9 protein-coding genes are annotated in these 15,059 nt (G+C 41.5%); 1 reads left to right on the top strand and 8 read right to left on the bottom strand.

Annotation, left to right across the window (positions count from 1 at the left end):
• Nucleotides 1-139 precede the first annotated feature (139 nt).
• Nucleotides 140-2,512 (bottom strand): RNA polymerase sigma factor, encoded by a 2,373-nt coding sequence (locus tag G601_RS24820; protein ID WP_196808828.1) that lies wholly within the window; start codon nt 2,510-2,512, stop codon nt 140-142.
• 404 nt (nt 2,513-2,916) lie between these two features.
• Between G601_RS24820 and G601_RS0106635 the strand changes: the two genes are divergently transcribed.
• Nucleotides 2,917-3,102, top strand: coding sequence for a hypothetical protein (locus G601_RS0106635; RefSeq protein ID WP_207638027.1), 186 nt, complete (start codon nt 2,917-2,919; stop codon nt 3,100-3,102).
• Between the two features lie 252 nt (nt 3,103-3,354).
• Here G601_RS0106635 and G601_RS0106645 read toward each other — a convergent pair whose 3' ends face one another.
• From G601_RS0106645 to G601_RS0106680, 7 genes are all read right to left on the bottom strand, one after another.
• Complete coding sequence (locus G601_RS0106645; protein WP_026664890.1) at nt 3,355-4,878, bottom strand: AbgT family transporter; 1,524 nt, start codon at nt 4,876-4,878, stop codon at nt 3,355-3,357.
• 237 nt (nt 4,879-5,115) lie between these two features.
• Nucleotides 5,116-6,729 (bottom strand): Ig-like domain-containing protein, encoded by a 1,614-nt coding sequence (locus tag G601_RS24825; protein ID WP_026664891.1) that lies wholly within the window; start codon nt 6,727-6,729, stop codon nt 5,116-5,118.
• A 24-nt stretch (nt 6,730-6,753) separates the two neighbouring features.
• Nucleotides 6,754-8,085: a hypothetical protein gene (locus G601_RS0106655; protein ID WP_155834479.1), complete on the bottom strand. Its 1,332-nt coding sequence runs from the start codon at nt 8,083-8,085 to the stop codon at nt 6,754-6,756.
• 915 nt (nt 8,086-9,000) lie between these two features.
• The gene (locus G601_RS0106665) at nt 9,001-11,403 is read right to left on the bottom strand and encodes a glycoside hydrolase family 31 protein (protein ID WP_026664893.1); all 2,403 of its coding nucleotides are present in this window, start codon (nt 11,401-11,403) and stop codon (nt 9,001-9,003) included.
• A 15-nt stretch (nt 11,404-11,418) separates the two neighbouring features.
• On the bottom strand, nt 11,419-13,026 hold the full coding sequence (locus G601_RS0106670) for an extracellular solute-binding protein (protein ID WP_026664894.1): 1,608 nt from the start codon (nt 13,024-13,026) through the stop codon (nt 11,419-11,421).
• A 104-nt stretch (nt 13,027-13,130) separates the two neighbouring features.
• Nucleotides 13,131-14,060, bottom strand: a complete 930-nt coding sequence (locus G601_RS0106675) for a carbohydrate ABC transporter permease (RefSeq protein WP_242830097.1) — start codon at nt 14,058-14,060, stop codon at nt 13,131-13,133.
• A 12-nt stretch (nt 14,061-14,072) separates the two neighbouring features.
• The gene (locus G601_RS0106680; RefSeq protein ID WP_242834390.1) at nt 14,073-14,882 is read right to left on the bottom strand and encodes an ABC transporter permease; all 810 of its coding nucleotides are present in this window, start codon (nt 14,880-14,882) and stop codon (nt 14,073-14,075) included.
• Nucleotides 14,883-15,059 lie beyond the last annotated feature (177 nt).

A 15,059-nucleotide genomic window follows, 5' to 3' on the forward strand; every position in this document is an offset into this window, starting at 1 on the left:
GTATTATGTTGTTCTATCTATAAGTACCGGCGAGTTTTGATTCGGTTTTATATTTTTGAAAAATCTTTCAAAAAATTTTTGCACAAAAAAGAATCCGGAAATCTTTAAGAATATCTTAAGATTCCCGGATTGTGAAAGTTTATTTTAGTTTCATCCAAACTGGTACTTTTCCATCCTTTATTTTCTGTGTTAAACCTATTGCACTACTTTCTTCTTCGGACATTCCCGTTACATTATCCGTTTCTTCATTCGTTTCAGGATTTATTTCTACATCGTTAATGTATGTGTCATAATAATTTCCTTCTTTGTTAAGAAAACCGTTCTCCTTACCGTTGCTATATGCTCCGCCACTACCAGAAGATGAAATATAGCCGTACTCGTTCATTTCTATAGTGTATCTGCTCCATGCAATATTTGAATAAATAGTCTCCAGCCTTCCATCTATGTTTTTAATTACTATATATTCATTCCAGGGTTCAATATCCGGTACTGGACTAATTATATGAAGTGCCAATTCCGGGATTCCATCATCTCCACAATCTATATATGCATAATCGACTTCTTCCAGAATAACAAATTCTTCACCCCAGTCCTTTCGAAGATATCCAACTACTGCATCAATAAGCTCATCAAGATATAAATCCTGCTCATAATAGCTTGATAAATCAAGATAACTGACATCTCCCTTATTATTTCTCGAAGAAAAATGAACCGGAACCGAGTTTGCCAGGAATTTTTCATACAGTTCTTTATCATCTGTCTTCGCAGAATCTTCATTTTTGATTGGATCATCCTCTGCTTCTTTGAACTCAGTAATAATAAGTCCGTCAAATATCTCAGGATTCCCACCACTTACAGCCTTTGCGGTAAACGAAATAATATCATTACTATCGCTTGTTTCAAAATATGGTGATTCCCAACTATATTGACCATTTAAAATATAAGTCCCATCACCATTGTTCGTTATATCAAGATTTTTGAAAACAATATAATCTTCAGGAAAATCCACTTGTCCAAATACATTATCAGAATCTGGCGTAACACCATCATCATCGTAATCATAATCATCTGGTATTGTAATACCCAAAGAATTATAAAAATCTTTTATAAACTGAGCATCTAATTTGTCTGATTCTTTCCATGGAAAACCTGCTTTTCCTGCCGGATTTATATATAACGTTTCCACTGCATAATATCTTGCCCCCGTAACATAATCAGATTCAGGTAATCCGAATTGCAAAAAATACCCAACAGCATCAACAATCTGTATTTTTGCACTCTCAGACAGAACAATATCCTCTGCCTCTTTATTTTTTACTTCTTCATCCTCTAGTGCTTCTTTCAGAGCTTTTTCACTAGCTGAATCATCTTCCATGTCATTAGTTTGAGACTCCGCCACTTTCTCTGTATCATTATTCGGGTTTTCATCAGCATCTTGATTCGTTATCTCTTCTGAATCAACATCCCCTTCATCTTCAATAATCTCAGCTTCCTGCGAACTCTGTTTAACAGCATAATATGTCGCACCAGCCCCGGCGCCTGCTCCCACCAGAATTGCCCCCGCTATGATCAATGTCTTAACACTTAGGGATAATCCTGCACCTGTAGCAGCTGCTGTTCCTGCCGCACCTGCAATACCAGAGCCTGCTATTCCTGCCGCCGCACCTGAACCGACAGCTGCACCGGCACCTGAAGAAGCCACTGCAGCATTAGCTCCAACAGCAGATCCTGCCTCTGCCACCTTTACAGCTCCCGACACAGCCATTTTTGCTGACATACCTGCTCCTGCATTACCGAGCGCAATAGCTCCGGGTGTAAGGCCGACCTTTGCACAGCTTCCTACGTAGATGCCCTCTGCAGCTTTAGCTGAAAGCTTTGTATTCTCGGACATAAGCTTGATTGCATAGTACAATGTAGGAAGTGCAACAACATGAAGTCTGATACCGTCGCGTTTTTCCGTTCCTTCAACCTTATCCTTAAGGAATTTTCGGGCATAGTTCAGGCGGCTCTTAACCGTTCCTTCTGAACAGTCCTGCATCTGCGCAATTTCTCCGACTGAAAAACCGTCGAAATAATATGCGATGACAGCAGCCTTCTGAACCTCCGGAAGTTCACCTATAAATTCCTGAATAATCCTGCTTGTTTCCTTCTGGTCTGTCGATAATTCAGGCAGCGATGTAATGTCATTACTCTCAAGTGTCTCAAAGATATCCTTTCCTTCCTCATCAACATTTGGAAGCACATCCTTTTTCTTACGAAAAATTTTCATTCCCTGATTATGGCAGATTCCGTCCAACCATCCGAAAAGAGACTCCGCATTCTGCAGGCTCTTTATGTTCTTGTAGGCCTCAATATATACAATCTGTGTAAGGTCCTGCGCATCAGCTTCATCCTTCATGTATGCCTTTGCACGAAAATAAACATGATTGTATGTAGCAGAATATACCGCATTAAAGCCCTCTTCTCTTCCCTCAGCCATCTCCTCGATGGCTCTTTTCAACTTTTCATCCATTCTCCATATCTCCATTCAATATTTTTACTATAGTTGTCGAAACCGCTCTCCTCCTTTCCCTGGTTCTACTAATAAGTACCGGGAAAAAGATCTTCGGTTTTATAATCTTGAATTATTTTTTATTTAATAACGATTTATTTTACCATATTATCTTTCTATGTTTTTTCAGAAAACACACCTGGATATTTGCTCCTGAGCGTCGACAGATGAACATGAAAGTTTGTCCGTCTGCTCATTCATTCGCAAAAATAAACAGATGCAAAAAAAGTGTATGCAATTCTCAATCGATTGTGCGCTTGCGCAATGAGATTGAAATTACATACACTTATTTACATTTCATACGGACTTAATACCCTGGAATGGCGTCCGAATTTATCAGTTAAATTTTTATAGCACTTCAGATGGTGTCTTATATCAAAAAGCAGATGGATGAAAATGGCTTGTTTAACAAGTTCACAATCCAGTCATTACTTGATGAACTGGATACTATCGAGTATTATCAGCAGCCTGGAAAGGCACATCATCTATCTGAGATAACAGCAAAGCAGTGTGAACTCTATGAGTTCATGGGTGTAAATGTCCCGACATGATCAAACCTTGGTATAAAATGACGGGACTTTAGGCTATAGGTTCCATAAACGCTGAGAATAACCTCTCAGAGATAGGACCTACCTCATATAAAGGATGAACCGTGATCTTTGCATTTTGAGCCATACCCTTCTCCTCTTTTCCCAAATAATGTGTATATAAAAAGAAATGCCTTATATGCTATTTAAATCTAACACATAAGGCACTTGAAGCTCTAAAAGAATATTGTTCTGATTATATCAATTATTGCTGCTCTAGGCGGGTCCAATGGGGAGTCCGAGCATCAGCCATCCTATAAGGAATAGTATCCATGCAACAAGCAGGATCATTCCTATAAGAAATAGATTAGAAACAAAAGTTCCTACCTTAACGTTAGGATCATACTTATCCTGTGCGTCTTTTAATGATATCCACAGGTAAGGCATTATAGGCGTAAAGCAGTTGGTGGCGGAATCTCCAATCCTGTAAAACAGCTGAGTCATAGCAGGGCCAAAGCCTCCGGCCATGTACATCATCGGAACAAAAATAGGAGCAAAAATGGACCATTTTGCCGAAGCTGAGGTTATAAAAATGTTTATAAAGGAACTAAAAAGAATAAAAACCACAATGAGGTTGATTCCGGTAAATCCGGTCGCCTTCAGCGCATTTGCACCATTTACGGAAATAAGCGAATCTATATGAGTCCAGGTAAACAGTTTTTGGAATTGAGCACAGAAAAAGCAGAATACCAAAAATCCACCCATTTTTTCCATGTTTTTAACCATAAGCTGATATATGCCCTGAAAGCCTTTTACCGCCCCTGAACCTATACCAAAAACGATTCCGGGGATGGCGAAAAAGAAAAACAAAACAGGAATCAGATTTTTCAAAAGATAAGAACCCACAAATGCTCTTGTTCCAATCTTCTCCTGCCCTACTACAATGCCAAGGGGTCCCCAGATCGTGGCAGCAATGACCACAACAAGATAAACCAGCATTGAGATTCCTGCAAAGAAAAGGGCCTTTCTTTCCTGCGGTGAATACGCTTTTACTTCCTCTTTCTTTTTTCCCAATACATCATAAGGCGCAAGACGAGGCTCAACAAGTTTTGTATAAACAAGCCCGATAACAATTGTACATAAAAAGGTGGATGCCGCCATGAAATACCAGTTGCAGGTAATATCTACGTTAACTACATTTTCTCCAAAAAAATCATTTGCTGCTTCCTGCGTAATAGCTGCAACAAGTCCATCTGTCCCCGCTATAAATAAATTGGCACTAAAGCCTGCGTTGACGCCTGCATACCCACAGATCATCCCTCCGATAGGGTGCCTTCCGGCCGCCAGAAATAGCAGGCCCGCCAGCGGAGGAATAACAATACAGGCCGTATCAGAAGCAAGGTTCCCCAGTATTCCGATGAAAACAACAGCATATGGTAAAAGCGGAGGATAGATATGCTTTAGCTTTTCATTAAGTATCATCTCAATCATTCCGGTCTGCTCGCAGAATCCCACAGCTACGGACATGACCAGAACTATACCAAGTGGAGGGAAAGTAGTAAAATTCGTGACCATGTTGCACAGAAACCAGTATAATCCCTCATTTGAAAAGAAATTATTAATAGGGGTTTCTATCTCAGTAGCAGGATTGTAGACAGAAACATGGAGCATGCTTAAGACCGCCGATAAAACTGCAGTGATCAGGAATAAAAGCAGAAATAGTATCGCAGGAGCCGGCAATTTATCGCAACCACGTTCTATAAGATTCAAGAGTTTTAATTGTTTGCGTTCCTTGACCATATCTGCCTCCAAGAATTCAAATTGCTTCCCATAATGATTATTAGCACATAATGTCGGTAGAAGGAATTAAATAAAAATAAAATCTCATCGAAAAGGAAACAAAAATGCAACGCTTTTTTGTGAATCTGCTTTAACAATACTTCTTCAAAAATAGACATACCCCAAAAAAGAGATGCTGAACTCTCCAAAAGAGCCCAGCACCTCTGTCATGTATTTTGGTGGTATGTGAGAGAAAGATTATTTAACTGTAACCGATACCTTCTTGGCAATGCCGCTTACTGCATATACATAAACCGTACAATTGCCGGGTTCTACGCCTGTCACATTACCATTCTTATCAACAGTTGCAACCGAAATGTCAGATGAAGCATAGCGAAGTTTTGCATCATGAGCTTCCTTCAGCAGCTTCTTCTTACTGTCTTCACGCTTTACTGAAGCCTTGATCTTGGAGCTCTGTCCTTTGTCCACAGTAATGCTCTTGGTTGAGAGCTTAATATTCTTGGGATTTGTAAACTTCGGATTTCCTTTTCCTACAAAATGGGCTGTGATGGTTTCTCCGATTTCTTTTCCTTCAGAATCATAAGCTTTAACATAGACCTTTACGTTCTTTGTAAGATCAATGTCCTTTTTCTTGATTTTCTTTATTGTCACCTTGTTGGAAGACGTCTTCTTTGTTGCTTTCTTTGAAAATTTCTTGCCGCAGTATGTAGCATATACTTCATACTTTGAGGCGCCTTCTGTCTTATCCCACTTAACCCCGAGTCCATCCTTTTTCCATGAAAGCTTAAGGCCTGACATGAAAGAATTTATAGGCTCATCCTGATAAGCAATTGCGAAGGTTGATAAACCATCCAGTTCAGTAACGATAGTTTTCTCTGTTGTTTTCGCCAGAAGCTTTGCAACATTGTCATGTACATTGAAAAGCATGAAAGTCCTTTTTATGCCATTACCAGGAAGAAGGCTTTGGGGAACTTCAAATTCTGCAGTAAGCTTTTGTTTATTGAAGTTGGAAACTTTTCGCGCTGCATTTCGTGCAACCTGCAGCCACAAAGATGCATCGAAAAGCAGTCCAATTTTTGCATTATTATACTCAGGAAGCTTACTTTCTATCTGTTGTTTATCTCCGGCTGGGATGTTGCTGTCCGTTATTCTGAAGGTTAGTTTTACCGAAGCTCCTTCCGCGACCAAACCTTTCTCATCAGCATTTAGCAGGCTCATCGCAAATTCTTTACTCATATTTGCTTTAGGTTTGGGGACATTACCTTCTGTGTCGGTTTCTGTGTCAATTTGGCCTTCGTCTCCGCCAACTGAATTTACTTCAAAAGTCCATAAAGGATTCCCACCACTTGTCCTTTCTGATTGAGTATGCCGAACTGTATATTTTCCTGCAGGCAAAGGAAATTTGAAATTTTGATTACTATGTGTAGTGGCATCCTTTCTATCGCCATTAAAGATAACTACAATATTTCCTGTTTGGACAGTTCCATAATAAAAATATGTATCCGCAGCCGCTGTAATTTTTACCGGAGCGCTTCCAGTTTCTTGGCCCAGTTTACTTACCAACGTAATATTTCTATTCGGTCTAAACTCTAAGATTGGATATTCAAAATGAATGGCTCCACTCGTTGAAGTATCATACAAATGATCAACGTCACTATTGCCAGAACCTAAAATAGCACCCTCTTCCCCACCAATTGCCACAACTAAATAATATTCTGGTTCACTTCTTGCCCTTGCCTCCATCCCTGGCATCATCCCCACTATCAATGCCATAGCCATGAGAAGCGCTGCCAGTCCTTTCATACGACTACCGATTCTTTTTAGAATCATTGATTTTTGTTTTCCCTTCATAAGTCACTTTCTCCTTTCATAAGATTACTTTTCTATTTTTAATTGACGTATTCCGTTTTCAAAAACAAAAAGAAGGAATACAACAATTGTGACCATTAATGCTCGATAAGTTATAAAAAAATGTATGTAGGAATGATTCGACAACACTAAGAATCTCAGAAAAGGAATGAGTGCAACCATTCCCATCGGCAAAAACATTGCGCTATCAATCTTGTCATGAAGCAGATATACCACAGCTAATCCCACTAAAATTATTCCAAAGGTTATAAGCCACACCCCTCCAGCCTTCATTTCTCCGCTGTGTACAGGATACAGGCAGGCCAGGTTATGCCAGATGGATCCGCTAAAACGTTCAGCGAAATCCACTACCGGTGCAGTAGAAATGTTAGCATTCCTGACCTCTCCTCCAAGTCTCAAAATACCTTCGTCAAGCGAGGAAATAACAACCTCTTTTCCTGCGACCAGTCCGAGAAGAATTATCTTTGTTGCGAACATGGTAAGATATCCTACAAGCCAGCAGGCACCATTTTTAATGATTGATACAAAACCCTCCTTTGCAGAAAATGAATGGTGATGTTTTCCACATATGTCTTTATCCCCTTCAAGCATCCTGTCAGCCAGAAGAAGTATCATTGGCAACGTGAAGGATAGCGTCTCAGTAGTAAGGAAGTCCGCAAAACATGTGATCACTCCGATGGCGGCAAAAAATGGCATTGTATCAGCGTCCTCATCATTTTTCTTTAGCAGTATTCCAAATGAAGCAACCGATGCTACAAGAAATGCTGTTCCATATTCAAGTGACGACATCAGCATCCATGGATGTATGAGAAGTAATGCCAAAAGCCAACAGATAGCAAGCCCTTTATTCTTTTTTCTTATCAGAAGAGCTACTATTATCATTTGCAGGATAAGTGAGACTACTCCGCATAACAGACGTATTGTTTTTATAGGCATTATTGTGAGCAGTGGTCTTATGAAAACAAGACTTCCATGCCAGTATCTGCCATATTCCTGATTAGGCTCTGTTTTCTCAAACACAGTCGCATGATAACCTTCATATGCCTGCTCATACTCCCCCTGCGCAAATTCTGCCCGGATTACCGACGAAAACGGATGCGCTGTATCTATGCAATAGGCAATATCACAGAGAACCGTATCGGAATAATTGTCCTGCATTGCATTTACATAATCCTTAATCAGAATCTGAAAGGGCTCTCTTTTAGAAAAGTACTCTGCACTGATCTCAGACTGCTTTTGAATCATATCCCTTGGTATACACGCACTCGCTATCAGCAGCAAAATACATACAGCCATTGTCAAAATTATCGTTACCGGTATTCGTAATCCTTTTTTCATTTAAAATTTCCCCTTTCCCCACAACAAAAAACATCACAACCAATAGGGTATTATTTCCCTATATGACGTGATGTTTTTTCAACTCAATTTTAGAAAGCACCCTATATCCCCCTGTACAAACTAATCGTATAAAATCATTTCTGAATTAATTATACAGATTGCTTTCTAAAAATTGGATTAATAATTCTAAAATAAATCGCAAATCGATATGAATATGTCGCAATCTCGTAATATTATTGGTATAATGTATTTTCATCAATAATCATCAGAAACTCCAATTTCAACATGATTTTCGCAGGTCAATCTGTTTCCAGAATTCTTTTCTCACTGACCTAACTCCTATAGGACAGCGCCAACTGCAGATGGCCCAGTTATTATAATTCTTCGCTGGTTGACGTAACTCCAACTTAGCAGCAACTTCACCCAATAGCCCAACTAATAAAATTCTTCGCGTCCTGACGTAACTCCTACCTCAACATATTTTCCGCAGAGCAATCAATTTGAATGCTTCTTCAGCAATAGACGTAACTCCCTCACCGCAAGATTTCCACTGGTAGACCAGCTATTACAATTCTTCGCGACTTGACTTATTACCCACCTCCACACGCTTCCCGCAGAACAATCAATTTGAATGCTTCTTCAGCAATAGACGTAACTCCCTTCTCGCAACAGCTATCTCAGTTGGGACAGTTATCATAATTCTTCGTAGATTGACTGAACTCCTCCTGCATAGTGCTACCACCGTTAGACCAGCAACAACAATCCTTCAGTAATAGACGTAACTGCAACAGAGAAAAAGGTGCTGAGCCTATCAAAAAAGCTCAGCACCTCTATAAACTATATTGGTTATTTATAAATAATTATTCTCACAAAATCAAAACAAAAATAAAGCAAACATCTGTAACTAATTCTACTTTATAAAATTATCTCCAGCATTGCATCCTTCATCTTCTCTGAGATATCCAAAACACGAACTTCCTCCTCAGTTCTGAGTTCGCCGCGCATGAATCTATCATAGATCCTCTGCTTCATGTCATAGCTGAACTTGCATCTCTTAAGAAGTTTGAAGAGTTCTTTTTCTCTGGCATTACCACTAAGAACTACATTATCGATAGTGAGCTTCGTGCCCTTAAGCCTGTCCACCTGACCAATCTGGATAACAGCCTGCTTGCGGTCTTCATCATAGCTGTAAGAGCCAATGCCTGAAGCAATATTTGTTCCTTCAATATTCTCAACACCGCAGAGAACAAGTGTATATTCTCTATTCTTGGTGATGAGATTGATCAAGCCTTCGACAGCGGCGATTTCAACTGACAATCTGCAGGTTTCAGCATCATACTTTTGAGTTATGGTGGTAAAAACGCCTTCATCCTCCATGTAGGCATTGGAGTTGCCGTCGTCCTCAAAAAGTGTGTAACTGCCGTCTGCGCCGACTCCCAGATATATCTTAAGTTTTTTAGGAAGCTCATTTACATCTGAAGTATTATCATCATCCATAGGCACGATTCCGCCGGCCTTGATGAGAACCGGCATCTGCTCGATCGGTCTGTAGAGCTTGCGGGTCATCTCACCTTCATAGACATTGCCGTTGAAGATATCGATCCATCTTCCTTCCGGAATAAATGCCTGAACCTCTGCCATCTGGAGCTCATCATCAAGAGGTCTTGTGATAGGATAGACCACAAGCTCACTTCCGAAGTAGTATCCATTTCTGCAGTGATAAGCTGCTTCAGTTTCGGGGCTTCCGTAATACAAAGGCTGCATCAGCGGCTCATCACTCTTATAGGCCTCGTAATTAGCGGTGTAAAGGTACGGAATCATGCTGTGCCTAAGTCTCATGAAATCCCCCACAATACTTCTCATGGGCTCCGGAAGATTCCAGGGCTCCTTGAAGAAGAAAGGATTGCAGGAGCTGTGAAGTCTCATGATTGGTGAAAAGACGCCGAACTGCACCCACCTGCAGGTTCTCTCTGTGTCCTCCTCGCCGTGCATATGTCCGCCGATATCGTGGCTCCACCAGCCATAGCCCACGTTTGAAGCTGTTGCCGTGAAAAATGGCTGAATATCAAGACTTGTCCAGGTCGCACAGGTATCTCCGGAGAATCCTATGGGATATCTGTGACTTCCGATTCCTGCAAAGCGTGAAAAGATCATAGCCCTTTTTCCTCTGCGAAGCTGATCAAGATAATGATAGTGATTCAGAATCCACAAGGGGTCTACGCTTCCGGACTTGGCCTTTGTACCCTGCTGCCAGTCAATCCACCAGAAATCCACACCGTCCTCTTCATAGGGCTGCATAACATCCTCAAAATAAGCATCCACAAAGTCCTTATTCATCAGGTCAAAATCTACAGGCTCTTCAGACTTTGGATCAATGCCCATGCGGGTTGCAACCTTTTCATACATAGTCTCAAAGGCTCTTATTCCATCTGCGGGATGTAAGTTAAGGGTAACAGCTTTTCCTCTCCTGTGAAGCTCAGCCAGAAATCTCTTATAATCCGGGAAATAGTCCTCATTCCAGGTATACCCTGTCCATCCGGTTCCGTACCTGGAGTCAATCTCAGTGAGGTGCCAGTCCATATCTATTACTGCAACCGTAATCGGAATGTTTTCCTTGTCAAAATTGTCCATGAGCTCAAGGTAGCTCTTTTCAGTGTACTTCTCATATTTGCTCCACCAGTTTCCGAGAGCATATCTTGGAATCATGGGCGCTTTTCCGCAGAGATGATAGAAGTCCTTCAGAGCATCCTTGTAACTCGTGCCATAGCCCCAGAAATATATGTCCTTTTCAGGATTAGTTCTGTCGAAGATGTCCTCACCGCAGAGCTCACAGCTCTCACCATCGTCGAACCAGGAATAGCCTTCCCGTGAAAACAGGCCCTTTTCATATAGAACCACTCCGTTAGTCTCATCAAGGGTTCTTACTGTTCCAAAGAAGTTTCTGCCATTTTCTCCATAGTTCCAGATTATGGAATTATTACTACAGTTCCCGGCATTATTTTTCTCTGAATTACTATCCGATTTACAGTTGTCGAAAAGCTCTATCTGAAGGCCTCTTGGTGTAAACTCCTTCTTGTCATAAGTGACTTTCAGCTTTGCGGTTTTGAAGACAAGCTTTTCATCGCTGTCTTCGAGAATTTTGTATTTCACCACAGGGAAATCTCTGTTAAGTACAACCTGTGTTGCATTGTCTGTGAAATGTCCGTCTTTTTCATACTCAAGACGGAGCAAGCTATCCGTCAAAACGCTAATGCGATAGACTGCTCCCTGAATCTGATTCTCCTCCGGACATATCGGGTTAAAATCAAATGTTTTCATGTGTGTCCTCAAAAATTATTTATTAGCATTGTAAGTATTGTAAGCATCCTGCTGAATCTGGATAAAGTCATTATAACCCATTGTTTCCAATGTTTTAACATAACTATCCCACTGTTCTTCAATTCCGCCCTCAGTTACCCATGTAGCCTGGTTAGAAGCAACATAAGCATCAAGGTCTGTGAAGAGTGTTGCAAGTGTGTTCAGCTGATCTGTTGTGTAACTTACGTTAGGGAATGCTTCCTTAGCATATTTTCCAAGCTCCTTATCAAGGGCAAGCTTAGATGCATCACCATTTTCTGCTGCATAATTAACCTTATCGTTGAAGCCCTCCTTTACATACTTGGGACCAAAGTCACGAAGAGACTGGATCCATGCAAAGGTATCAGCTGAGTTGCCATCCTGGGGCTCAAGTACTGTGTATGTGCCATCTGCATCGTTCTTCTCAGTACCAACACCGAAGGAACCGTAGAAGTTCTGGATTGAAGCATCCTCTGTGTAGAACTTGTCAACCCATGAAAGAAGGGGACCGGGATTCTCACAGGAAGAAGTTACAACGAACTCATATCTGCTGTAGTTCCAGTGCTCAGGATCAGATGAGATGTAGCCCTCACCCTCAGGACCTGCAAGTGCAGGAAGTGCAATGTACTGATCTGCGTTTGCACCGAATGTAGAATCTGCTGTCCATCCGGGAGCTGCGCCTACGATAGGAGTCTCGTTCATGAGCTTGGCATCACGCATTGAGGAATCCTCTGTGAAAAGCTCAGGATCGATAAGTCCCTTCTCGAAGCAGTCGTGCATCCACTCAATACCACTCTTATATCCTTCTGTTACAGGAAGGTAAACAGGCTCGCCGTTCTGAATAGCCATCATGTATGTGCCGTCAGCACCGATGGTTGTTCCGAAGGGAAGACAGAAGAACATAACTGAATCTGCATAACCCTGACCGAAGGGAATCTCATCTGTAGGATCGCCATTGCCGTTAGCATCCTGCTCCTTGAAGGCTGTAAGAACGTTCTCAAACTCTTCATAGGTTGTAGGAACCTCAAGGCCGAGGTTATCGAGCCACTGCTTGTTGATGAACATCTGGTTTGCAACTGTAGGTCTGCAGGGCTTCTTGGAGGGAAGACCGTAGATGTGGCCGTCTGCTGATGTTGCAAGTGCCTTCATTGTAGGATCGCTCTCGATGATAGCCTTGAAGTTGGGCATATACTCATCGATGTAGTCATCAAGTGCGATAAATGAACCTGTATTTGTAAGGATATCTGATTCTGAAAAGCAGATTGATCCCATGAATGCATCCGGAAGGTCACCACCTGCAAGAAGTACAGCCTTCTTATCTGCCCAGTCTGAATTGAGAATGGTGTCCCATGTTACGGCAATTCCTGCCTCGCTTGCAGCGGTATCCGGAAAACCCGTGTGATAATCCTCACCCCAGTCTGCCCATCTTACTGTAGCAACTTCGTAAGCTGAACCTGAACTTGCATCTGCCGAATCGGTACTTACTGAGCTCTCAGCCTGTGAACTCTCTGTTCCGGCTGTATTAACCTCTGCGCTCTGACCACAAGCTGCCAGTACTGTTGTAAGTGCAAGTACCCCTGCTGTCATTTTTAGTTTCTTTCTCATTTCATTTCTCCTTCTCTTAAAAAATGTTGTATTACTAAAGGCTAATAATTGTCGAAATATTTGTCATGAAGAATGGCAGTATTACTTAACCTTTGTAATGTTCTTTATCCCTTCACTGCTCCTATCATTACGCCCTGATTGAAGTACTTTTGTAAGAACGGATACAGGGCCATGATCGGCAATGTAGAAACCACAATTGAAGCATATTTCATCATGTCTGAAAGCTGTCTCAATTCCTGAGCCATTGTTCCTGTCGCTGCCCCAAGGAGTGACTCATTGGAAATGAGGATTCTCCTCAGAAGAAGCTGCAACGGTATCAGGTCTTCGTTTTGCAGATAAATAAGTGCGTTAAACCATGAATTCCAGAGACCTACCGCTGTCCAGAGTCCGACTACGGCGATTACCGCCTTGGACAGAGGCACAGCAAACTGAATGAAGTATCTCATTGTGCTGCAGCCATCAATCTGCGCTGCCTCCCACAGGGACTCAGGCAGAGAGTTCTGGAAAAATGTCCTCGCTACGATGATGTTGTAAGTGGATACCGCAAATGGAAGTACCATAACGAGGAAACTATCAAGAAGACCAAACTGTTTTACTACAAGGTAGGTAGGGATAAGCCCGCCACCAACGAACATTGGTATAAGGTAGAAAATGTTGATCCATTTTCTTCCGGGCAGGTCCTTTCTTGACATTGCATATCCGGCAGTGATATTAACGAACAGAGCAACCGCAGTGCCGGTGAAGGTATATAAAATGGTATTCCAGTAACTCTTCCAGATCTGACTCTGCTCGAAGAGCTTTTGGTATCCCCTTACATCTATAACCTTGGGCCATATCCAGACCTTACCATTTGCAACATCCGCCGGATTACTAAAGGACGCAATGATTACAAACCATAAAGGATAAATGACCGCGATGATCATCAAAACTGCTATCAGGTGAAACAGGATGTTTACCATATTGTCCTGTGTGAATTTGCTTTTCTTTTTTATTTTTGGGGAAGCATCCGCTTCCAGTTTTAATATATTTTCCATGGGTACCTCCATTTAGAACAAACTGCTGTCTGTCATCTTCTTTGCGAAGAAGTTAACAAGAAGAAGCACTATTACATTTACTACCGTGTTGAACAGACCAATCGCTGTTGAGAGGCTGTACTGCATACTCTGCATACCCATTTTGTAAACATAGGTTGAAATGATCTCACTGCTCATAATGTTCTGTACATTCTGAAGAAGGAATACCTTTTCAAAACCTATACCCAGGATGCTTCCGGCTCTCATGATGAGAAGTACCATTGCTGTGGGCATGATCATTGGAATGTCGATGTATCTTATCTTCTGCAGGGTGCTGGCTCCATCCACTGTTGCTGCCTCGTAATATGTAGGATCGATTCCTGCAAGAGCCGCCAGATAGATGATGCTGTCCCAGCCGAGATGCTGCCAGATGTCACTCCACACATACACGTGCTTGAAGGCGCCTGCACTTGACATCACGTTGGGGAACTCCTGCCCGAACAGTCTGAACAGATTGGCGAAAAGTCCGCTGCTGGGTGACAGGAAGATTAGTACAAGTCCGCACATTACCATTGTTGAGATGAAATGCGGAAGGTAGGTCACAACCTGGAAGACCTTTTTAAACATCTTGGTCTTCATCTGGTTACACATAAGTGCAAGCAGGATCGGAAGGGGGAAGCCTACCACTATGCTGTACAAGCTAAGAAGTAATGTATTTTTGATAGTCACCGTAAACTGATATGACTTGAAGTACTGGATGAAGTTTTTCATTCCCACAAAGGGACTTCCGAGTATTCCAAGTGCCGGTGAATAATTCTGAAAAGCTATAATGATTCCCACCATTGGCAGGTACGCAAAGCAAAACAGTAAAATTGCCGAGGGCAAAAGTAACAAGTATAGCTGATAATACTTTTTGAAATTTTTTAGAACTTTTTCTTTCATGTTTTTTGTGTTCCTCCTTACAAGTACAAATCTTATATTTTTTAAAAAATCAAAAATAGCACTTTTCAGATTTATGGA

The organism is Butyrivibrio sp. FC2001 (assembly GCF_000424125.1).
Lineage (GTDB): Bacteria > Bacillota > Clostridia > Lachnospirales > Lachnospiraceae > Butyrivibrio.

Bases quoted from the DNA above. Each gene is read 5' to 3' on its own strand.
- G601_RS24820 (WP_196808828.1), bottom strand. From the start codon at position 2,512: ATGGATGAAAAGTTGAAAAGAGCCATCGAGGAGATGGCTGAGGGAAGA.
- G601_RS0106645 (WP_026664890.1), bottom strand. From the start codon at position 4,878: ATGGTCAAGGAACGCAAACAATTAAAACTCTTGAATCTTATAGAACGT.
- G601_RS24825 (WP_026664891.1), bottom strand. From the start codon at position 6,729: ATGAAGGGAAAACAAAAATCAATGATTCTAAAAAGAATCGGTAGTCGT.
- G601_RS0106655 (WP_155834479.1), bottom strand. From the start codon at position 8,085: ATGAAAAAAGGATTACGAATACCGGTAACGATAATTTTGACAATGGCT.
- G601_RS0106665 (WP_026664893.1), bottom strand. From the start codon at position 11,403: ATGAAAACATTTGATTTTAACCCGATATGTCCGGAGGAGAATCAGATT.
- G601_RS0106670 (WP_026664894.1), bottom strand. From the start codon at position 13,026: ATGAGAAAGAAACTAAAAATGACAGCAGGGGTACTTGCACTTACAACA.
- G601_RS0106675 (WP_242830097.1), bottom strand. From the start codon at position 14,060: ATGGAAAATATATTAAAACTGGAAGCGGATGCTTCCCCAAAAATAAAA.
- G601_RS0106680 (WP_242834390.1), bottom strand. From the start codon at position 14,882: ATGGTGGGAATCATTATAGCTTTTCAGAATTATTCACCGGCACTTGGA.